This window comes from Maribacter cobaltidurans, from assembly GCF_002269385.1.
Classification (GTDB): domain Bacteria; phylum Bacteroidota; class Bacteroidia; order Flavobacteriales; family Flavobacteriaceae; genus Maribacter; species Maribacter cobaltidurans.
This window is the reverse complement of record NZ_CP022957.1, coordinates 1,563,175-1,585,107: the sequence shown is the minus strand read 5'-3', so window position 1 is coordinate 1,585,107 and position 21,933 is coordinate 1,563,175. Positions and strand designations below refer to the sequence as shown.

At 40.6% G+C, this 21,933-nt stretch carries 22 protein-coding genes; 14 read left to right on the top strand and 8 right to left on the bottom strand.

Annotation, left to right across the window (positions count from 1 at the left end; all coding sequences use genetic code 11):
• Positions 1-27 precede the first annotated feature (27 nt).
• From CJ263_RS06830 to CJ263_RS06820, 3 genes are all read right to left on the bottom strand, one after another.
• Entirely contained in the window at positions 28-1,092 is a 1,065-nt protein-coding gene (locus tag CJ263_RS06830) for an efflux RND transporter periplasmic adaptor subunit (protein WP_094996580.1), read from the bottom strand.
• 8 nt (positions 1,093-1,100) lie between these two features.
• On the bottom strand, positions 1,101-2,438 hold the full coding sequence (locus CJ263_RS06825) for a TolC family protein (RefSeq protein ID WP_373288338.1): 1,338 nt from the start codon (positions 2,436-2,438) through the stop codon (positions 1,101-1,103).
• A gap of 100 nt (positions 2,439-2,538) precedes the next feature.
• Complete coding sequence (locus CJ263_RS06820; RefSeq protein WP_094996578.1) at positions 2,539-2,979, bottom strand: hotdog fold thioesterase; 441 nt, start codon at positions 2,977-2,979, stop codon at positions 2,539-2,541.
• A gap of 86 nt (positions 2,980-3,065) precedes the next feature.
• On the opposite strand from CJ263_RS06820, the gene CJ263_RS06815 reads away from it, so the two are divergent.
• The 4 genes from CJ263_RS06815 to CJ263_RS06800 all read left to right on the top strand — a co-directional run bounded on the left by CJ263_RS06815 (position 3,066) and on the right by CJ263_RS06800 (position 6,295).
• A complete protein-coding gene (locus CJ263_RS06815; RefSeq protein ID WP_094996577.1) occupies positions 3,066-3,674 on the top strand; it encodes a TetR/AcrR family transcriptional regulator in 609 nt (202 codons plus the stop codon).
• A gap of 64 nt (positions 3,675-3,738) precedes the next feature.
• A complete protein-coding gene (locus CJ263_RS06810; protein WP_094996576.1) occupies positions 3,739-4,611 on the top strand; it encodes a lysophospholipid acyltransferase family protein in 873 nt (290 codons plus the stop codon).
• 197 nt (positions 4,612-4,808) lie between these two features.
• Positions 4,809-5,405, top strand: a complete 597-nt coding sequence (locus tag CJ263_RS06805; RefSeq protein WP_094996575.1) for a TetR/AcrR family transcriptional regulator — start codon at positions 4,809-4,811, stop codon at positions 5,403-5,405.
• An 83-nt stretch (positions 5,406-5,488) separates the two neighbouring features.
• Positions 5,489-6,295, top strand: a complete 807-nt coding sequence (locus CJ263_RS06800; RefSeq protein WP_158657099.1) for a universal stress protein — start codon at positions 5,489-5,491, stop codon at positions 6,293-6,295.
• A gap of 95 nt (positions 6,296-6,390) precedes the next feature.
• Here CJ263_RS06800 and CJ263_RS06795 read toward each other — a convergent pair whose 3' ends face one another.
• On the bottom strand, positions 6,391-6,978 hold the full coding sequence (locus CJ263_RS06795) for an HD domain-containing protein (protein ID WP_094996573.1): 588 nt from the start codon (positions 6,976-6,978) through the stop codon (positions 6,391-6,393).
• 604 nt (positions 6,979-7,582) lie between these two features.
• Here CJ263_RS06795 and CJ263_RS06790 point away from each other — a divergent pair.
• The 4 genes from CJ263_RS06790 (at position 7,583) to CJ263_RS06770 (ending at position 10,214) form a co-directional block, all read left to right on the top strand.
• The gene (locus CJ263_RS06790; protein ID WP_094999144.1) at positions 7,583-8,122 is read left to right on the top strand and encodes a peroxiredoxin-like family protein; all 540 of its coding nucleotides are present in this window, start codon (positions 7,583-7,585) and stop codon (positions 8,120-8,122) included.
• Between the two features lie 304 nt (positions 8,123-8,426).
• Positions 8,427-8,798: a DoxX family protein gene (locus CJ263_RS06780; RefSeq protein ID WP_094999143.1), complete on the top strand. Its 372-nt coding sequence runs from the start codon at positions 8,427-8,429 to the stop codon at positions 8,796-8,798.
• A gap of 108 nt (positions 8,799-8,906) precedes the next feature.
• Positions 8,907-9,737: a dioxygenase family protein gene (locus CJ263_RS06775; protein ID WP_199768162.1), complete on the top strand. Its 831-nt coding sequence runs from the start codon at positions 8,907-8,909 to the stop codon at positions 9,735-9,737.
• 27 nt (positions 9,738-9,764) lie between these two features.
• A complete protein-coding gene (locus tag CJ263_RS06770) occupies positions 9,765-10,214 on the top strand; it encodes a MarR family winged helix-turn-helix transcriptional regulator (protein ID WP_094996570.1) in 450 nt (149 codons plus the stop codon).
• Positions 10,215-10,376: 162 nt separating this feature from the next.
• Here CJ263_RS06770 and CJ263_RS06765 read toward each other — a convergent pair whose 3' ends face one another.
• Positions 10,377-11,150, bottom strand: a complete 774-nt coding sequence (locus CJ263_RS06765) for an NUDIX hydrolase (RefSeq protein ID WP_094996569.1) — start codon at positions 11,148-11,150, stop codon at positions 10,377-10,379.
• A gap of 114 nt (positions 11,151-11,264) precedes the next feature.
• Between CJ263_RS06765 and CJ263_RS06760 the strand changes: the two genes are divergently transcribed.
• The 4 genes from CJ263_RS06760 (at position 11,265) to CJ263_RS06745 (ending at position 20,232) form a co-directional block, all read left to right on the top strand.
• The gene (locus CJ263_RS06760) at positions 11,265-14,720 is read left to right on the top strand and encodes a ThuA domain-containing protein (RefSeq protein WP_094996568.1); all 3,456 of its coding nucleotides are present in this window, start codon (positions 11,265-11,267) and stop codon (positions 14,718-14,720) included.
• Between the two features lie 33 nt (positions 14,721-14,753).
• Complete coding sequence (locus tag CJ263_RS06755) at positions 14,754-17,222, top strand: beta-N-acetylhexosaminidase (protein WP_094996567.1); 2,469 nt, start codon at positions 14,754-14,756, stop codon at positions 17,220-17,222.
• A 4-nt stretch (positions 17,223-17,226) separates the two neighbouring features.
• Entirely contained in the window at positions 17,227-18,090 is an 864-nt protein-coding gene (locus tag CJ263_RS06750) for a ThuA domain-containing protein (RefSeq protein WP_094996566.1), read from the top strand.
• A gap of 180 nt (positions 18,091-18,270) precedes the next feature.
• Positions 18,271-20,232: a glycoside hydrolase family 3 protein gene (locus CJ263_RS06745; protein ID WP_094996565.1), complete on the top strand. Its 1,962-nt coding sequence runs from the start codon at positions 18,271-18,273 to the stop codon at positions 20,230-20,232.
• A gap of 248 nt (positions 20,233-20,480) precedes the next feature.
• Here the strand turns inward: CJ263_RS06745 and CJ263_RS20900 are convergent, their stop codons facing one another.
• Positions 20,481-20,717, bottom strand: a complete 237-nt coding sequence (locus CJ263_RS20900; RefSeq protein WP_158657098.1) for a hypothetical protein — start codon at positions 20,715-20,717, stop codon at positions 20,481-20,483.
• An 81-nt stretch (positions 20,718-20,798) separates the two neighbouring features.
• On the opposite strand from CJ263_RS20900, the gene CJ263_RS06740 reads away from it, so the two are divergent.
• Together CJ263_RS06740 and CJ263_RS06735 are read left to right on the top strand one after the other, a co-directional pair.
• Positions 20,799-21,068, top strand: a complete 270-nt coding sequence (locus CJ263_RS06740; protein WP_067030315.1) for a helix-turn-helix domain-containing protein — start codon at positions 20,799-20,801, stop codon at positions 21,066-21,068.
• Positions 21,069-21,070: 2 nt separating this feature from the next.
• Positions 21,071-21,340: a hypothetical protein gene (locus tag CJ263_RS06735; RefSeq protein ID WP_094996564.1), complete on the top strand. Its 270-nt coding sequence runs from the start codon at positions 21,071-21,073 to the stop codon at positions 21,338-21,340.
• A gap of 22 nt (positions 21,341-21,362) precedes the next feature.
• Here the strand turns inward: CJ263_RS06735 and CJ263_RS06730 are convergent, their stop codons facing one another.
• Positions 21,363-21,614 (bottom strand): hypothetical protein, encoded by a 252-nt coding sequence (locus tag CJ263_RS06730; protein ID WP_094996563.1) that lies wholly within the window; start codon positions 21,612-21,614, stop codon positions 21,363-21,365.
• 39 nt (positions 21,615-21,653) lie between these two features.
• Positions 21,654-21,899: a hypothetical protein gene (locus tag CJ263_RS06725; protein WP_158657097.1), complete on the bottom strand. Its 246-nt coding sequence runs from the start codon at positions 21,897-21,899 to the stop codon at positions 21,654-21,656.
• Positions 21,900-21,933 lie beyond the last annotated feature (34 nt).

Sequence of the window (21,933 nt, the reverse complement as noted above, 5' to 3'; positions counted from 1 at the left end):
TAAAATGTTTGAGGTTATTGTCCGGCTCTAGTCGATGATGTCTATCTTGGAACCGTCCTGTAGATTGATCTGCCCGGTAACTACTACAAGTTCATTGCTGTCCAGGCCATCTAATATTTCGACCTTATCACCGAATATTCTTCCGGCCGTTACGCCAGTCAGTTTTGCGACGCCATCCTCGGCCACAAAAACCTGGTTACTGCTTACACTTCCCAAGAACGCATTTCTAGGGGCTACCAGTATCATTTGGCTTTCCCGGTCCGACGAAGTAAACGTTGCCGTTCCGTACATGCCCGCCTTCAAGGCATTGTCCGGATTGTTCGATATTTCGATTTCCACGGGAAAATTTAAACTGCTATCCGATTTCGGTGCTATAAACGTAATTTTTCCAGAGAATGTCCTGTCAGGTAAAACACCGGCTTTCACATTTACCAGGTCGCCCACTTTTAAACTGGCCACTTGGGACTCGTTGACCGTAACCCTTAGTTTCAGTTTCGAGACATCGACAATTTCGAACATTGGCGTTGCCGCTCCTAGAACAGAACCCGGTTCGATATAACGTTTGTTCACAACTCCTTTTATCGTAGCTTTTATGTTGACATCCCCTGCATTTACCTTGGCCTGTTCCAGTCTCGATTGTGCGGTAACCAAGGTCAACTTGGCCTGGTCCATTTGTTGTTCGGTCACTCCACCGGTTTTTAGGGCATTTTCAAAACGTTTGAAATTTGTGGTCGCATTCTGATAGGCCGCTTCGGCCGCGTGCAGTTCTGCCGATACCTGCTCACTTCTCACAATTGCCAAAGTCTGGCCCACCCTGACATAATCGCCTTCTTCTACCAAAACCCTAACGACCCTACCTGGCTTTTCCGCAGAAAAATCCAGTTCTTTAAAAGGCTCAAAGTTGCCATTGGCGGTAAAATTGAGGGAACTGTTTTCCGTTTTTACCGTATCCACTTTTACGGCGACGCTAGCATTTTTTTGTGCAACGATATCCGTCTTTGCTTGATTTTCCTGTTTATTGTTCATTAAGGTAAAGGCGATTAGGGCCAATGCCACTACAATTACAAGTATGTATATTATGTTCTTTTTCATTGTACTTATTAATTTGTTAATGTCATTAATTCCCCTTTGGCCTTCAACAACAGGATTTCTGCCAGTTTGTATTGTAAAATTGCGGTGTTAAAGTTGTTCCTGGCCTTGGTCAAAGCGTTTTCTGCATCCAGTAGATCCGTTAGTGGAGCCAAACCTTGGACGTAATTGTTTCTTGTATTGTCCAAAACTGCCTGTGCCAACCTGACATTTTCGGTTTGATTGTCGATGGTTGCAATACTATTGTTTATTTGGGTTCGGGCATTTTCGTAATCAAGGTCCAATGCCAATTCGGTATCCTTGATATCCTCTTGTAAGATCTGCAGATCGATATCGGCCTGCCTTACTTTGGAACGCGTCCCAAAACCCGCGAAAATGGGAATTTTCAAATTCAATCCTATCGATGAAAAATCAGACCAATATACATTGTCCTCCGGCTTTTTGAACCAGGGAAGATCCGGGCCTTGGCCAAGATAATTGTACCCACCTGTCAGGGAAAGGGTTGGATAAAATTCCGCCTTGACAGCCATTTTTTGGTAGGTCAGCAATTGTTCCTGCTTTTTAAGAAGCAGATACTCCGTTCGATTCTCGGTATCCGGGAATGAAACTACCTCACTTGGTCTGAATTCGAACTCGATTTCCGGAATTTCGATTTGTGCGGTTATGGGCATACCCATAAAAAATTTCAGGGTATTTTCTTGAAGCTGCAGCGCATTGATTATCTGGAGCTGTTGGGTCTCGAGATTTGAAATTTTTACAATGATCCTGTCCAGATCGATTTTCTTAGCCAGCCCGTTTTGAAACTGGCCTTCAATGATATTTTTTGCCTTGATCGTGTTTGCCAATGTACTATCGAGTACCTGAAGGTTTAAACGTTGTAGATATACTTGATAGTAACTATTGGCTACCTTTTCTATTACCTGCTCTTGCGTCAATCGATTATTGATCTGATAAAACTCACGGGTAGTTTTTGCGGCCTTTAAACCTGTGAAAACCGATTGGTCAAATATGGTCTGGTTCAACGAAACACCGAAGATCGAATTCCATTTTTGGCCCAAAGTTGCCTGTATAATGGTGCCCGGTTGCCCAAATGAACTTCCATCTATCACATTGGTCTGTAGAATAGGATTATAGACCAAACTACCGTTCCCTGTGATCTGCGGCAATGCCCGCGAACGAACTTCCTGGATTTGGTACTCACTATTTTCAATGGCCAACTTCGATTTTTGTGCATCGGCCTTGTTCTCAAGTGCATAGGTAACGGCCTCCTTTAGGCTAAGCTGTTTTATTTCTTGGGCATTGGCTACGCAAACAAGGTATAAAAGGGAAATGCTTAAAAAATTTTTGATCATAAACGGATACGTATTTAATGGGAAGAAATATTTGGATGTCCTATAGTGTTTTTTAAGATTTCTCTTTTTTTTACAAAATTCTTTATCCCCTAAAGCCCTAGGAGCTGTTTCTATGTATGCTATAGATACATCTTGCCAAAGCCACTGGATCCTTTTGTTCACTTTGGAAAAGTTCCACGTCCACTACGGCGGTCGCCTTACCACTTTTAACGATCTTTGCCTTGGCCAAAATATCCTCTTCAACGGTAGGATGGAGATAATCGATGCGCATATCCAAAGTATTTATCCTATCCTGTAAGGAATCGAGGGTCGTCGCCCCGGCAGCTCCTCCTGCCGTATCGGCGATAGCGGCCAAAATACCTCCATGCCATCGTTTTTGCAGATAGTCGCCTATAAATTCTTTCTTAAAAGGGACTTTGATGCTCACGTACCGAGGTTTGATCTCCATGATTTCCAGCCCGAATATTTTATTGGCCGGCATCATGTTTTCAATGGCATGCTTTAGAAACGAATGGTCATCTTGCCCTTTTTCCTGCATTGGTTTGATTTTTAAAAATTAAAGGAATAATATTTTTCTTTTGCGAATATAAATACTATTTTCGACTTTCTAACTAAAAAAGTCAAATGGTCAATACTAAAAGTACCGATGTTTTTTCGTCGATAGTTGATTCCGCCGAGAAAAGATTTTGCCGTTATGGCCTTAAAAAAACAACCATGACGGAGATTGCCGGAGATATAGGTCTATCGAAAGCATCCCTCTACTATTACTTCCCCAATAAAGAAGAACTCTTCAAAGAAGTAGTAAGTCAAGGTCATCAAACGCTTTTGAACGAGTTTGAAGGTCTGCTTTCTTCAGATGTTCCTGCGGAAGAGTTATTCCATATTTACCTTAAAAAGCGATTGGTCTTCTTTCGTGATTTTGCACACCTCAGTTCATTGAGCCTGGAGTCCATAAACAGTTTGAAGCCTGTTTACGCCGAGCTATTCGAGAACTTTCGCAAAGAAGAAATACTGCTTGTAGGTAAAGTATTGGCAAAAGGTATTGCCGCCCGAGATTTTGACAATCTTGATATCGCCTATTTTTCCGAATTGTTCATCGCGATCTTCCAAGGGTTGCGCCACAATGTAATTATTAAAAAAGACATCATAAATATTACGGAAACTGAGTATTCTTTATTGCAGAAACAATATGAAAGTGCATTGAATATGTTCGTGAAAGGAATCAAAAAATAAATGATAGGCCTTTAGAGAGAGGAAACTAATTACTCGTTGCCTGTGAAGTTATAATTTTTGGAAAATGAAAAACAAGATGCTGCCCAAAATAAGGTATTTGCCTTTTTATGCAATCTCGGCACTGCCGATGCCTGTTCTGTACGTATTATCCGATATCTTGTTTGTGGTGGTCTATTACCTAATGAAGTATCGAAGAAATGTAGTATCGGACAATATCAAAAATTCCTTTCCTCAAAAGCCACAGATCACTCGGAGAAAAATCGAAAAGGACTTCTATCGGCATTTCTGTGATATACTTGTCGAATCCATTAAGACATTGACCATCAGTAAAAGGTCGGCGATGAAACGTTTGCGCCTAGAGAATCCGGATTTGGTCGAACATTATTTAAGCGAGAAGAAGAATATTTTGCTTTATACGGCCCATCAGGGAAATTGGGAATGGCTGATATTCCTACCACTATTTTTTCCATACCGATCAAATACCTTTTACAAACCGATTAAAAACCACTATATCAATGGCCTATTTAAAATTATCAGGGAACGATTTGGTGTCCATTGTATTGAATCTACCAAGGGATATAGGACCATTATAGACCTTGAACGAAAGAATGTCATTATGATGAACTGCATTATCGGTGATCAAAGCCCCGTTAGAATCAATGCTAAACATTGGTGCCATTTTTTGAATCGGGAAACGGCTTTTTTTGTAGGGGCAGAAAAGCTTGCCAAAAAAACCGGTGAAGTTGTTCTGTTTCCTTCTTTCAAAAAAATAAGAAGAGGATACTATGGACTACGTTTTAGTTTAATTACGGACAATCCCGTTTCCATGAGAACCAATGGGATTATAGAAGACTATGCCGGGGCCTTGGAAAACGCAATCTTGAAATCGCCGGGACTTTGGCTATGGAGCCATAGAAGGTGGAAGTTAAGTGCCTGAAGATGGGATTTTAAAGGTCCCAGCATTATCTGGTCTATCCAAAAAGCTATTGAAATTTAAGACCAATTATATTTGACTAGAAAGAACCGAGACAAAAGGTTTAACGACCTAATACTATTTATCATTTTGGTAATTCTTATCATATTCGCTATCGTGGTAAATATGTAAACTTTATATTGCCTTAATAATCTGACCCAATGATCAGTAAATCCGAACTTGTCGCGTGCTCCGCCTTAAACTTCACTCAATTTGGGAGCAAACGGTTCACACTCGATGAGTTGGCAAATCAGCTCGGCATATCAAAGAAGACCATCTACCATTATTTTAACAAAAAAGAGGAATTGGTTCAAGAGAGTACGGCCTATCTGTTGCAAAGCTATTCAAGGGAGATTCAAGAACCTGAGATTGCTTTCTGTAAAGATCCGCTCGAAAAGATCATACTGATATACAAAAAGGGTTTCGAACATTTAAAATATTTCAGTCCCACGTTCCTATTTGGGCTAAAGAAATATTATCCCAAGGCCTATGACCTCTTCAATGACTTTCGGAATGATCTGGTAAATAAAACCGTTTACGAACTCTTTGTCGATGCACAAAAATCGGGCTTTGTTCAAAAAGAAGTGAACTTGAAGTTGGTTTGTGAACTGTATTTTTTGAATTTGAACGCTATCGCTTTTGGTAGATCAAGTCTTTTCGATAAATATACACAGCAAGAGATTCTACAACATCTCATAATCAACACTATAAAAGGTATTGTGACGAAAGATTACACCAATAAGTTTATCCAAAAATAGACTGACAAATGTCATTTGGTACAAAAGTATTTCAAGGTAAATTTGGTTGAAGCGAAAACTACCAAATATAAATGCTTGCCGCAATGAAAAATATACTAATACCAACGGATTTTTCAAAGGATGCCCAAAAAGCAATCGACTATGCCATTCACATTTTTAAAAGGGAAGAATGTGTTTTCTATCTGTTACATGCTTATTTCATTGTTCCGTCCGCCCCTGACAATAGGGAAAATTACAAACAAAAACTTGACGAGTTAGCCGATAAACTTGACACTGAGGGTCATAATCCAAAACATGAATTCAAAGACCTGTTTGTATTTGGCACTCTTGCCAACGCTTTGGAAGAAACTATACCAACCTACAAAATAGATTATGTGTTCATAGGCACCAAAGGGTCTACGGCAATGCGGGAAATGTTTATGGGCAGCAATACCTTTAGGACGATTAAGACTGTTGATTCTTGCCCTGTAATGGTAGTACCGAACAACCTGCCATTTTCTACCGATGAAATAATATTTGCAACGGAATTTACGGACAATCCTGATGAAAATGAGTTGACCCCAATGCTGGATATAGCACGTATTTGGAATTCTACCATTATAGTTGTGCATATTGGGACCGGGAAAGAACTAAATGCCGGTCAATTAAAAAATAAGGAACGCCTTGAACAGCGATTGAAAGGATTGCCCCATAGATTTCTAGAGGTCAAAGAAACCGTTTCGGTCACCAAGGCATTGCACCGCTTGGCAAAAGAGAACAATAAGATTGGGCTGATAGCAATGGTAAGGCATAGGCATAGTTTTTTTGTAGAACTTTCCCGCGAATCCGTTGTGAAAAAAATGGCGTTCAAGGCAGAAGTTCCTCTTTTGGTCATACCCGATATCAATTAGCATTTTACACCTTTAAAGTACAAGTCTAAGTGGGAAGCCCGACTTTACAAGGCGGTATTGTTTTTGAAACACAAACACAATTCTTATGAGTTCCCTTAATTATAAAAGCTAAGAATATACTTCACTTTTGCCTCGTTGACCAGTTTCCCTTTTTCCAAAATATCTTTTCCATACCTCGTTTTGAAATGGTTCTCGTGTAAAAATTTCAGGTTTACATGGTGCCATTCCATTTCGTTTACATTCATTATCCCATTGACCGCCCATTCCCTTCGTAGTAGCAGTTTTTTAAAGAAAAAATTGGGCGTGCCAATATGAAAAAGGTCGGCGTCGCACAAAACCTCGGCATACTTGTTCTTGGGGCATTGTGGCATTTTGGTGGCATCGATACACTCAAGGACAGTATCCAACCTATTGGGATCATAATGCATTTTCTTTAAAAACCCGGAGGCCAATGCTTTGCTGACTTCCTCATGACCAATATAGGTTTTGGAAAGTCCGGTGTCGTGGAACCACGCAGCTATGAGAATTGGCTCGGTTTCATCGTCCGTGAATCCAAGATAGTTGGAAATAAGCCTTGCATTGTCCACTACTTCCTTGGTATGTTCTATATTATGAAAGGGAAGTTTGCTACAGGAACCGTTTAAAAGTAGTTGAGTGCAATGGTCTTTAGCTTTATCGATCATAGTAGTATGTTTTTACGATTGCCCAAAGGTTTTTTTGCTTTATTGTTGTTTGGCATTTTGATATAATTATTTAACGATGGATATATACTAAATCTTATTTGAAGATAGGGGTTTAACATCGATTTATGTAGAAACAAGAGCATTGGGCAAGTGGAAGGTTTAAGTATAATTCTTCATTTACGTCATGGTAATCCCACATTTTAAATATAGCGAGTGGCAGAATACCATGATGTTTTCCATTGCTTTTACTTTTAGCACTTTAAGGTTTGTTCAAAAAATTCTCAAATGATTTTCGGGGCAATAATTTCATGGGTTGCTGTTGACCAAGATTTTCGGACATAGGCTCTCGGCAAATGGTAAGACCTCCCTTCGATAATTTTGTAGAGAATTAACTTAGGATTCTCTTCGGACTTAGTCTTTTTCCAAAACCGTAGTTGTTCAATTTCATCATATTTCCATTGAAAGACCAGAACTGCCCACTAAAGGCAGTTACCGCTAATACTATTAACAAGTTCTTGAGAGTTTTTTAACAATATTATATGTTACAACACACTTTGTTTTAACTTATATTTGTATGCCTTTGAAATGAAATACAGGAATGGTTGTGAAATCGGTAAAGGAATGTAACGGATTACCTGTAGGAAATGCAGTCATTGAATTTAGTGGAACTGACCATAATGGAAATGAAATTCTGTTATCTGATTTACTAAAAAAAGGCAAATTGGTAGTTGTTTTTTATAGAGGACAATGGTGTCCCATATGTATGCCACATTTAAGAAAGTTACAGGAGGATTTAAAGAAAATAGAAGATAAAGGAGCAAGTCTTATAATTATTACTCCGGAAAAACAAGAAAACATTAAAAAAACCATACTAAAAACAAGTATTACCGTTCCCATAATATATGATAAAAACTATAAGATAATGAAGCAATTTGATGTAGCTTTTATTCCAAGCAAGGGATTAAGGTTTATGTATAATACAATGCTCCGTGCAAATCTAAAAAATGCACAATCTGATGATTCTCAAACACTCCCTGTACCCGCAACATTTATTATTGATACAGATGGTAAGGTAATTTGGAGACATTTTAATCGTGATTATAAAAAAAGATCAAAGATTAAAGAATTATTAAATCAATTATAAATTGATGTTTACCCCGTTGCAAATATTTTTTGGAACACAAAATGAAGGTATAATCTGAAAGAAACAAAAATTGCACAAAAGATGCTTTAGGTTATTGATGAAGAAATTCGTAAAAAATACTGGTGCACTTGCAGAGAGAACAGCATCCAACCCTATTATGATGGTATGCATAAAAGAACCTATTCCGTACTTCCGGACGTAGAAATAACAGAAGACCAAAAAGTAGAATTGTGTGGTTGTAATCAAACTGCTAAAGGTGCTTTTTGTGATGGGTCATATACTAAACTTTAAAAATAATTTTAATATGGAAACACAAGGATTAAGTAAAAAAAGAAAAATCGCGGGATGGGTATTTGCAGGGTTACTAACGGCTTTGCTTTTATTTAGTGCAATGGGTAAGTTCACTATGCCTGAAATGGCGGAAAATTTTACCAATTGGGGACTAGGTGATTGGCGTACCATTATTGCTCTGGGAGAAATAATTTCTGCCTTCCTTTTCTTGTTTCCCAAAACAAATGTTTACGGTGTATTCTTATTAAGTGCACACATGGGTGGTGCCATTGTCACACATATGAGTCATGGAGAACCATTTATTGTGCAATCTGTCATTCTCGTTTTAGTGTGGATAACTGCCTTTATTCGTAACCCGGAACTGCTTCCAAAATTCAAGAGCTAAGAGAAAACTTGGCCTGAGGGAGACAGGCTCATGGCGATTCGCCAGATAATTTATAGGTCAATAGCTATTATGGGAATTTTGGGGTCAGAAACATTTAAATTATCGGGATTGGCTAAAGCGTTAGAACAAATAAAGCCTACCGGCAAAAACTTACCGGTACTTTTTACTTCGCACGGAAGCCCAATGGATATTCCCGTACCCCATTATGGCAATCCTTTCAATACTTACCTTGGGGATTTAGGAAAAGAAATTAGGAAGAACTACTCCATTAACGCTATTTTGGTAATTTCTGCACACTGGTGTACCGAGGGAAGTTTTGTCAATATATCTCCTGCACCAAAAACGATATACGATTATTATGGTTTTCCTGACAACTACTATACTATTAAATATCCAGCATCTGGACATCCTCTATTGGCTAAACAGGTAGCTGAAGGTATAAAGGAAATACAAACAACTACCGAGTGGGGATTTGACCATGGAAATTGGCCAATGTTGATGCACCTCTTTCCAAATGCCGATGTTCCCGTATTTCAACTTAGTATTGATTATTACAAATCTGCTCAATATCATTATGATTTAGCAATTCAATTAAAAAAATATAGAAAACAGGGGGTGCTAATTATCGGGAGTGGGGCTTTGATTCATAATTTAAATTTAGCAATGAGTAAAATGCAAACAGGGGACACAGAAATATATGGTTGGGAAGCAGAATTTGACGATTGGATAAGAAAAAGAATTGAAGATAGGGATGTGAAAGCCTTGATTGATTACAAAAAAAACAAATTAGGGGAAATGGCCGCGCCCACTCCTGACCATTACGTTCCAGTTCTTTACGCAATGGCATTAGCTGATGACAATGACAATATTCGACATACTTTTTCGGATGTATTACCAGGGTTTAGCAACAGAAGCTTTATTATAGAATCTAATAGTTAACACTTTGTAATTGATTAATTGTGAAAAATGAAAATTGAAGATGAAATAAAAGGTAGATTTAGGAACGAGTACCACAAAGGGCTGATTAATTTAGTTTACACCGAGAAGCATGTTAGTTATCAATTTTTACAATATTTAAAAAAGTACAAATTGACAGAGTCGCAATACAATATTTTAAGGGTTATCCGCGGTGCTAGCGCAGAAGAAAATGTATCTATCCGTTATCTAAAAGAGAGAATGCTTGATAAGAATTCGGATGTAAGCCGGATTGTCGACAAACTCTTTCACAGAGAATATATTGACCGAAAAGAAAACTCAATTGACCGCAGACAAAAAGAAATTTCATTAACGACAAAAGGATTGACTTTGCTCGCTGAAATGGATGACTGTGAAAAAAAAGTAGATTTATTATTAAAAAACCTTTCCTTGCATGAGGTGAAAAACCTGAACAAATTATTGGATAAAATACGAGGGTAGGTTATAAATTTTACTAGTTCTGTAATATTGAAAATAAGTTGGGTAGTAAAGGTGAATTTCATAGAATTTTCTTATGTTATGTGTAAGCTACCCCAGTTTAGAATTGCTTTATTGTCTAAATTATCGACACTAGCTAACACCGGATACTTTCGGTTTAACTGGCTAAAATCCCAACTTCACATCTTGGGTCAAAGAATCGAGATATTTCTTTTCATTCAATTTATATAGAATGGGCGGGCGACTCCCAGTTTTTTCTTTGGACTGCCCAATCTTGATTAGAATCTTGGACTTCAAAATCCGCTGACGAAAGTTACCGCGATCCACAGGTCTTCCCAAAATGGCCTCAAACAATTTTTGTAATTCGGGTATGGTAAAGATTTCGGGCATGAAATTCGTAATCAAAGGCCTGCTTTGGAGTTCTGAGCGGAGGGTCAATAGTGCTTCCGATACCAATTGTGGATGATCCATTGCCAAATGATCGCTTTCAAGAACATTTATCCATTTGACTTCTTTGAAAAATGGACCAGTTTCCAATCCGATCTGCTCTTGTCCTACAATACTATAATACCCGATTGTAACAAAACGCTGCGAAATCCATTTTATAAGCTCTTCGGGAAATCCCAGCGTGGAAAATCTACTGATTTCTTGGGCAAACTCACGTTGCGCAGCTCCGAATGTACCAAACTGACTTAATAGAAGATTGTCCAGTTGGGTCTGTTCGAAAAGAATTCTTTTGGCGGCAAGGTCAATATCCTCGGTTTGACGGACAAAACCGCCGGGTATGGTCCACATATCTGCATGTACTTGTTGCACAACGGCAACCTGCAATGCTTCCCCATCAAATCTAAAAATAACACAGTTGATGGATAATTGGGGAATGCATGAATTTAATTCCTCCCGAATAAATTCAAGGGTTTCTGTTGTGAATTGGGTCATTCTGTATGCATAAACGATTGATTGCAAAACGAATATAATTGATAAAAATGTAAATGGGGTTCTTTTTTTTATATATTTGAGTGAATTTCACTCAAATAATTAATTCTATTAAAAATGACTAACTCTAAAAAGGGAAGGACTAAAAGGAGAATCCTTAGGGTTCTTGCCGTTCTAGGAATATTATTGGCAATTATCGCAATCGCCGCCTACTTCATGTTCAAACCCGCCGAGGTAAAGGTTCTGGTTTTCTCGAAGACCGACGGCTATCGGCATGAATCCATAGAATCTGGTATCGAAGCGATTAAAAAACTCGGACAACAAAATGATTTTACGGTTGAAGTCACAGAAGATGCCACCCTATTTAATGAAGCCAAATTAAAGGATTTCATGGCAGTCGTCTTTTTGAACACCACCGGCGATGTTTTGGATCCCGTACAGCAAAGTCAAATGGAACGTTTTATCCAAGCTGGTGGTGGTTATGTGGGCATCCATTCCGCCACCGATACGGAGTACGGTTGGCCTTGGTACGGTAAGCTATCCGGAGCCTATTTTGACAGCCATCCCATGAATCCCAATGTACAGGAAGGTAAAGTTACTGTTGTGCAACCCAATCATGTTTCAACGGACTCGTTACCAGAATCTTGGATGGTTGCGGATGAATGGTACAATTATAAGTCAATAGAACCGACCAACAATGTGTTGATTACCGTAGATGAATCGACCTATGAAGGCGGTACCAACGGAGCCAACCACCCGATTGCTTGGTATAAGGAATACGACGGTGGACGTTCTTTTTATACGGGGATGGGCCATACCGATGAGCAGTTTTCAGATTCAAAATTTTTAAGCCATCTTTTAGGTGGTATCAAATACGCTATTGGTTTGGGCCAACCTGTTGATTACAGTAAGGCATATGCTGAACTCATGCCTGAGGAAAACCGTTTTGCCAAAACGGTCTTTACTCAAAACCTGAACGAACCAATGGAGCTTGATTTTCTATCGCCAAATGAAATAATCTTCATCGAAAGAAGGGGCGACGTTCATATTTATGACCTTGAAAAAGGTACAGATTCCGTAATCCATACCATGGATGTTTTCTCAGGCTTGGAAGATGGCTTGTTGGGCCTTGCCGTAGATCCGAATTATAAGGATAACAACTGGGTCTATATGTACTACTCGATACCTGATGAAGACAAACAAAATTTATCTCGTTTTGTACTGAAGGATTATACTTTAGATCTTGCTTCCGAAAAAGTATTGCTTCAGGTCGATACACAACGTGAAGAATGTTGCCATTCGGCAGGTTCGATCGAGTTCGGCGCGGACGGACTGCTTTACCTTTCCACGGGAGACAATACCAGTCCGCGAGCCGATGGTTATGCGCCAATCGACCATCGCGAAGGCAGAATGCCATGGGATGCTCAAAAATCTTCCGCGAATACAAACGATCTTCGAGGGAAAATCCTAAGAATAAAGCCGGAAGATGATGGAACATATAGTATTCCCGAAGGCAATCTTTTTGCCAAAGGAGAAACGAAAACCCGCCCAGAAATCTATGTGATGGGCAATCGCAACCCATATCGTATTTCGGTAGATTCGCGAACAGGATTCCTGTACTGGGGTGAGGTCGGCCCAGACGGAAACAATGATTCCCTGAATCTTGGGCCAAGAGGCTATGACGAAATCAATCAGGCGCAAAAAGCAGGAAATTTCGGTTGGCCTTATCTTATTGCTGACAATGAGGCGTATCACGCCCGTGATTATGTGGCCAATACTACGGGAGCCGCTTACGACTCCTTAAAACCAATTAATGAATCCCCTAATAATACGGGATTACGTGAACTTCCACCATCGCAACCCGCAATGATTTATTATCCGTATGCAGTTTCAGAAGAATTTCCGAATTTGGGTACTGGGTCACGGAATGCCATGGCGGGCCCTATTTACCATAGCGAAGATTATCCTGATAGTGGTCGTAACTGGCCAGATTATTTCGATGGAAAATTGTTAGCCTATGATTGGATGCGGGGTTGGATATTCGCCGTGACCTTTAAAGAGGATGGATCGTTCGAAAAAATGTCGCAGATCGTTCCGAACATGAAGTTTAACAATACCATCGACATGGTCTATGGGCCTGATGGTGCGCTCTATATTTTGGAGTATGGCACGGGATGGTTTTCGCAAAATGTGAATGCCACGCTTTCCCGAATCGACTTTATAAAAGGGAATCGCGCGCCGAAAGCCGAAATCGCTGCCGACAAAACTATCGGGGCAGATCCATTGATCGTAAATTTTGCGGGAAGAAATTCCATCGATTATGATGGGGATGAGCTTTCCTATAAATGGACGTTCAGCGATACCGGCAACGAATCGACAGAAATAAATCCGTCATACACATTTACGGAATCCGGTAAATACAAGGTAAACTTGGAAGTAACCGACTCCGAAGGAAATACAGCGGAAACTGAAACCGAAATCATGGTGGGCAATGAGCTGCCCGAGCTATCATGGGAAATTACCGGTGGAAACAGTAGCTTTTTTTGGCCCGATTCCCCAATAGATGTCAAATACAAAGTTGATGTCAGCGATGCGGAAGATGGTAAACTCTCGAACGGTACACTTGATGCCTCGCGTGTGATCATTTCCTTTGATTATCTGGCCGAGGGGAGCGATAAGGTGCTAGCGATGAAAGATCATTCCGAAATGGCCGATGCATCGTATTCCTCTATAGGAAAAAGCTTGATCGGTGGCTCGGACTGCGTTTCCTGCCATAAGGAAAAGGAGAAATCCATAGGGCCTGCATATCTCGACATTGCCAATAAATATGCTTCCCATACGGGTGCATTTGAAATGCTGGCCGGAAAAATCATCAATGGGGGTAGTGGCAATTGGGGCCAAGTCGCTATGGCTGCGCACCCTGATTTAAGCGAGACCGAGGCCAAACAAATGGCCGAATATATTTTGAGCCTTTCTGAATCGGCTACGCCCAAAAAATCGAAATACCCACCTTCGGGAAGTTACACAAACGATTCTCATATCGGTAGCAAGACGAAAGGAACCTATATTTTGACCGCTAGTTATACCGATCAAGGAGGTGGCGAAATCGAAGGCTTAAATGCGCAACAGACATTTCTGCTAAATTACCCAAAAATTGAGGCCGAGGATTTTGATGAAGGTTCGTCACAAAAAATGAACGTACCTGCCGGTACGGTCCCTGATTTGGATGAGGCTTTGAGCATCGCCATTGGTCAAAAAGGAAAGTATTTCATGTTCAAGGATCTGGATTTGACTGGTGTCAAGGCCATAAAAGGAAGGTTTGCCGTAGCTGCCGGAATTATTAAGGGTGGCGATGTGGAATTCCGTGTGGGAGGTATAGATGGAGAGTTACTCGGCACGATAACAGTGGAAGTTGGTTTAACTGAATTTGGTCTGAAGGAGTTTCAAACAAATTTCAACAAATCGGTGGAAGGAAAACAAGACTTCTATGTAGTGTTTAAAAGTGAAGAGAAAGACGAATCGACCATGGTCGGTATTGTCGATTGGTTCGAGTTTTTTAACAAGCCGCTCTAGTGCTTTTTTTGCGTAAATGAAATAGATTTAGGAATGAAAAAATTCTTTAAAATTCTAGGAATAATAGTTGTTGTGCTGCTCATTGGGGCAGCGGTAGCTTGGTTTGGATTTTTAAAACCCGAACCACCACCGATTTCCGATGAAGATAGAGCGCTGGTCAATCTAATGCCATTGCCTTCTGAAATGGAACATGGCAATGGAAATTTTCTAATTAATGTTGATTTTGGCCATTCCCTAAAGGGTATGAGCAATTCGAAAATCGAAAAAGGCCTTGAACGCTTCTATTCTCGATTTGGGGAGATCACCGAAATACCTATTAAGAACAAAGAAGGTGTTGAATTGGTAATCGATTGTAAAAAAACCACTAAAGCATACCCTTCCTTAAATGACGACGAATCTTATTCCTTAATTATTTCCGATTCCAAAATAGAGCTGTCTGCGAATAGTGATACTGGTATTTTGTACGGATTGGAATCGCTCTTGCAATTGACAAAACAAGAAAATGGCGACTGGGTCTTTCCAGAATTGGAGCTAAAGGATAACCCTAGATTCCCTTGGCGTGGATTGATGATCGATGCTGGGCGACATTGGGTAAACAAAGAAACCATCCTTAGAAATCTAGATGCGATGGCTGCCGTCAAAATGAACGTTTTGCATTGGCACCTTTCGGAATACCAAGGGTTTCGGGTGGAATCGAAAAAGTTCCCGAAACTTCACGAAATGGGTTCACAAGGCAATTTTTATTCCCAAGAAGATATAAAGGAAATTGTCGCATACGCTTCCGATCGAGGTATACGTGTTATTCCTGAATTCGATGTGCCGGGGCATACGACGGCTTGGTTTGTCGGCCATCCTGAACTGGCGAGTGCCCCGGGCCCTTATGTTCTGGATTCCGTATTCGGTATCCTCGATCCGGTAATGGATCCGACTCGCGATGAGGTCTATGATTTTTTGGATGTGTTTGTTGGCGAAATGGCCGATCTGTTTCCTGACGAATATATGCACATTGGAGGCGATGAAGTGAAGACCGCTCAATGGGATGCCAATGATTCAATCCAAAACTTTATGAAGGAAAACAACATTGAAGATTCCCATGAACTACAGGCCTATTTCAACATCCGTCTTCAAAAAATACTGAAAAAGCACAGCAAAAAAATGATGGGCTGGGACGAGATTATACATCCAGATTTACCTAAAGATGGTATAGCCGTACAATCATGGCGATCACACAAATCGCTTTGGGATGTCGCCAGATCTGGTAATAAAGCGGTATTGTCTTCGGGATATTATTTGGATCACAAGCGACCCGCAGCCTTTCATTACACCGTAGATCCGATGAAAATCGAGGGCGGTGTAACCATCGATATCGATTCGACGAATTGGAAAGGGTATGAGTGCAAATTATATGTACAGGGTACCGAAATAGATGGTCATGTTTATTTCTTCGGGGAAGGCGAAAATCTAAGGGGGGTCATGAACTTTATGGAGACTGCCACTGACTTTTCCAATGTGCAGCTTGATGACGAAACGATGAAATTCGAGGCCGAGGCTTCCGTAGGAACAATTAATTATGAACTAACGACCAAGGCTGATTCCCTTCTTGGCGAGGCCAGCATTGCTATGTTTACAATTGATGTAAAGGGAAGGCAAACAGGAGGAAGCGATATGCCCGAGGGGGAAGCCTTGCCTAAATTTGAGAAAATTCAGCCGTTGACTGCCGAGGAAGAAAAAAATATCTTGGGAGGCGAAGCCTGCCAATGGAGCGAAATGGTCGATAACCGAACCATAGATTCCAGAATTTGGCCGAGGGCGGCCGTTGTGGCCGAAAAATTATGGAGTCCACAGGTGCTTACATCCAATGTAGATGATATGTACCGCAGGTTGATGGAGTTGGATGATGACTTGGATCAAATGGGAATCCAGCATCAAACCAGTGGCCCGGAAATCGTTCAAAATATTGTTCAGGAACCCTACCAAAAACCCCTCCAGAATTTGGTGGATGTTTTACAGGAGGATGAATTTTTTAATCGCATGCTGATTTACGAACCCCAGTTGTACACGACCACTCCTTTGAACCGAATCGTCGATGCCGCACGGCCGGAAAGTTATGTAGCCTATAGATTCAATAAAGATGTCGATTTGTACCTTGAGACCAATGATTCTGATGCCAAAGAACGTATTTTATATGAACTGCAAGTTTGGTCGAAAAATCATTCGCAATTGGCACCTGCCCTCGGAATTCCGGAAAAGTATATTGAAGATAGTCCGCTCTCGTTGGAAAAACTTCCCGAAGAAAACTCCCGTTTGAAAGAAGTCGAAGCTCATTCAAAAAACCTGTCGGCACTATCCGAATTGGCGTTGAGTGCATTGAACGGACAATCTGTAAATACAAATAACTCGGAGATGGATTCGCTCTTTATCGATGCAGGTAGGGGTCATGGCGGCACCAAACTTTCGATTGAGTCAGGACTGAAAAAATTGATTCAACATAATCAGGAATAGTAGTATGAAACGCAAACTAAAAATCGCCTTAAAGATTGTTTTGGGATTGTTTTTACTGTTCGTAATAGCAATAGGTCTTTTTATCTATAAAGCGCGCTATGGATTTAATTTTTACGAAAGCGACCCACCAGAGCTACCTGCGGATATGGTCGGACATACGGTCCTGCTATTCTCTAAAACCAATGGGTTTCGACATGGCGAAGCGATTGATGCTTCCATTCCCGCTTTTGAGAAAATGGCCAAGAACAACGGATGGAAACTTTTCTCTACAGATAATGGTGCTGTTTTTAATCCAGAGCAATTGCAAAAATTCGATGTGGTCATCTGGAACAATTGTAGCGGAAAGGTTTTGGACAAGGAACAACGTCAAAATTTCAAATCCTATTTGGAAAATGGAGGCGGTTATCTGGGCATTCATGCCTCTGGCGATAATTCACATCAATGGGAATGGTATGAAAAAAATGTAATCGGTACCCTGTTTTCACATCATTCGTTGAATCCACAATTTCAAATGGGGACAATGCATTTAGAGGAAGGAAATGCAACACTGACTAAAGCTCTACCGACCAAATGGGATCGTGAAGAGGAATGGTATGTTTTCTATGACAGTCCGCGCGATAAGGGTTTCAAAGTTCTTTACGCATTGGATGAAGGCAATATGAACATGAGCGGAAACATTCCACTTTTGGCTTCGGATAAGGATTTTGGTATGGGCGAAGACCATCCTATAGTTTGGTATAATACGGTTGGAAAAGGTCGGGTGTTCTATTCCGCCCTCGGCCATGCGGGTAGTGCGTTTGAGGAACCTGAACATTTACAAATGCTTGAAAATGCGATTCAATGGGCCGGAAAATTCAATGACGAATAGAAAAATAAGAATATCCTAACTTAAAAAAAGAACACATGAAAAAATCGATTGTTAATCTATTGGTTATGGCATTTATTATGTCAGGGGCGATCTTATCCGCCCAAACCGAAAAAACCCTTGGTTGGATTAACGATTAAGTTTTCCGGAGTCGGTTATTAGTTGTCACTTAAATACATAGAAATGAAAAAAGTCTTAAAATTTCTCAAATACGGGCTATTGGCGGTCCTAGGAATACTAATTGTCGCTTTCTTAGTGATTTACATAAAAATGGCATTGGCATCAAGTGGTAATTTTGATTTGCTTGGCGAAGAGGCGACTTCTAGTACCCAAAACGGAATCTTGTATAGGGATTTGAATAAAAATGGAAAATTAGATGTCTATGAAAATCCAAAAGCATCCCTAGAAGACCGTGCTAACGATCTCGTATCCCAAATGACCTTGGAAGAAAAAGCGGGATCTATGTTCGTCAATATGATCGGTACGACCCCTGAAGGGGAACCTATGGAAAAGCCTGTTTTTACATCCGACCCCATGACATTAATGATGGCCTTTATGCTGCCGTCCAATTCGGAGATGATCGCCAAAAAGAAAATGAACAGCTTTAATATTCTGACTTCCATAGATGCCGATCTTCTGGCAAAATACAATAACAGCATACAAAAAATGGCCGAACGCACGCGTTTGGGCATTCCCATAACCATTGCCTCTGACCCCCGTCACGGCACCGAAAATAATCCGGGAGCGAGTTTGTACACTCCGGCATTCTCGCAATGGCCTAGTTCGTTGGGCCTGGCAGCAACAAGGGATACGGTATTGGTTCGTGAGTTTGCCGATATCGCAAGACGGGAATATACGGCTGTCGGTATACGTTTGGCACTGCACCCAATGGCCGACTTGGCAACTGAACCAAGATGGGGTAGGTCGAACGGCACTTTTGGCGAGGATGCGCATCTCTCTGCAATGATGACCAAAGCGTACGTTTTAGGATTTCAGGGCGATTCGTTAGATCAAAATGGGGTCGCCTGTATGACAAAGCACTTTTCGGGGGGCGGCCCGCAAGAAGATGGCGAGGATGCCCACTTTCCATATGGCAAGAACCAAGTATATCCAGGGAATAATTTTGACTATCACGTAATTCCATTTACAGAGGGGGCTTTCGAGGCAAATACGGCCCAGATAATGCCTTACTATGGAATTCCGATAGGGCAGACCAACGAGGATGTGGCTTTTGGTTTCAACAGGGATATCATAACCACATTACTTCGAGATTCTTTAAACTTTAAAGGGGTAGTTTGTACGGATTGGAATATCATTACCGATTCACGAATGGGCGAGGGCCGTGCATGGGGCGTTGAAAATTTAACTCCTAAAGAGCGGGTAAAAAAGGTAATCGATGCGGGTTGCGATCAGTTCGGAGGCGAAAGCATACCGGAACTTATTGTAGAATTGGTAAATGACGGAGCCATTTCCGAAAACCGCCTAAATATTTCCGTAAAACGGATTATGCTTGATAAGTTTCGTTTGGGACTTTTCGATAATCCTTATGTGGACGAAAAAGAAGCTACACAGATTGCCGGAAAAAAGGCTTTCCGTGAGAAAGGAAAAATTGCACAGGGCAAATCAATGGTGTTATTGAAAAACAATGGATTACTTCCGCTTAAAAAAGGGACGAAGATTTATGCCGAGGGAATGCTGACCCCAGAAGTCATATACACCAATGGAGCATTAGTGGACAACCCTCAAGACGCCGATGTTATCTTAAAAAAGATACGAACACCGTACGAACCACGGGATGAGTATTTTCTGGAAAGTTTCTTCAATCAAGGAAGGCTGTATTATTCGGATGAAAAGAAAAAGGAACTATTGGAGCTGATAAATCAAAAGCCTTCGATCGTAGTCGCCAACCTGGAACGCGCTGCGATCTTGACAGAAATCGATAAAGCCTCAAGTGCCCTGTTTGGAGAATTCGGTACAAGCGATGAAGTATTGATGGACGTACTTTTCGGAAAAGTGAATCCCTCTGGAAAATTGCCTTTTGAGCTTCCGTCATCTTGGGAAGCCGTGGAAAACCAAAAAGAAGATGTTCCCTATGATTCGAAAGATCCGCTATACCCTTTTGGGTTTGGGTTGTCTTACAAGTAACTACAAATCATGATATTCTTTAATTTGAGAATTGAAGATGTTTAGACAACCTCGCCAAACCTTTATGGGATTTGGGCTATGAAATCTTGATTTATAGTATGACATTTTGTTACTCCCAATGTAAACTATCTTTTTGATCTCTTACTGATTACTATATAAGGGCGAGGTATCAATATGTTATTTATAAATGTCGCAAAGCCTTGTTTTAATCAGTAGTGAAACATTCATTTAATTAAGTAATTAAGTAATTAAGTAATTAAGTAATGCTTGGGTTTTCCCCAAGCCTCTGCGGAAATCGGGCAAACCTTCCACTGCAATCCTCCCCAAGCGGACACGCTTCGCCGGTCCGCCCGTGGCGTCTTTCCGTTCCAGTTTTGCCCGAAATCCTCGATGCCGCGCAAAAGAACAAGCGGCGGAAAACCGCTTGCCCTTTTCTCTCCCCGAACACAAAAGCTTAGGATGGGTCTATCCAAATTATACCCCACAACGATTTAACGAGTGATTTGTCGAAATCCAAAGCCTTTGGCTAACTAGAAAACATACCTTATTGGTGTATAAATCATTTTATGGAGGTGGTCGTTTTACATAAGGAAGCTTTTTATGCCCTGTTCAAAAAGGTGGTCGAACACCTTGAAGCGGATAGGAAGGACACCGAGGATAAATGGATCGATGGGGCGGAAGTGATGTCCATACTAAGAATAAAGTCCACGACCACATTACAGAAATTAAGGGACGAGGGAAAAATCAGGTATTCCCAACCTCAAAAGAAGATCATCCTTTACGATAGGGAATCGGTCATGGAATATATCGAGAAACACGCCAGAGAAACCTTTTAGTTATGGAAGAAGAAATTAGAGTGGACGAAGATTTTAAAAATTCCTTTAATATGGGCTACCGTGTAGCTCAGGAACTCAATCTAAAAACCCAAATACTTAGGGATCACGAAAAGCTCGTGCCCAATAACCCAATACACTTGGGCATGCAACAGTATATTGATGAAGCCAAACTAGCTATCAACATCAAAAAGAAAGAATCTTTAAATCAAAGTACAGATGATACACTAAAAAAGAAGAAAGGTAAATCCCGTGGGAGAGGGCCGAGCTTGTAATTGCCGGAAGATTCTATAAAAATCAATTTATCGCCGAGCAGTACATTTCCATTACTTCAAAGATATCCCTATAAGTATGTTCATCCACCAGCGACAAATCCAATTCACTGGCGAAATTACATAAGAGTAGTTTGAGTTCTTCCATAACATCCTCCTCCAATCCACTGGCAATAGGCTCATAGATTTTATAGGCCAGCGACCTGCCGAATTCAGTATCGAAATTTTTTCCCGAATAGTTGTCGCAGTCGGCTAAATAATCCTCGAAATAGCACATGTATTTTCGGTCCAGGCCCCAAAAGTACAGCGCGGTAAGTTAGTCTTTTTCAAGGCTGTTTTTGAACCGCCATAACTTTTCAAATAGGCCAAGTCTGATTTCATAGGGCAAGTCAAATCCATAGTGATTGACGCTTTGAAACAAGTCGGTAATAACGCTATCATTTGATAGCGGTTCGAAGGAAAAAGCCATCAAAAGTTTACGAAGAACCGACTTTTTAAAATAGGCCACGGTAGCCGAATTGACCTCTTTCGTGATGAACATTCTGTCGCTGATACTTATCAAAGTGCTTTAAATTTTAGAGATGTTTGCAGATTAA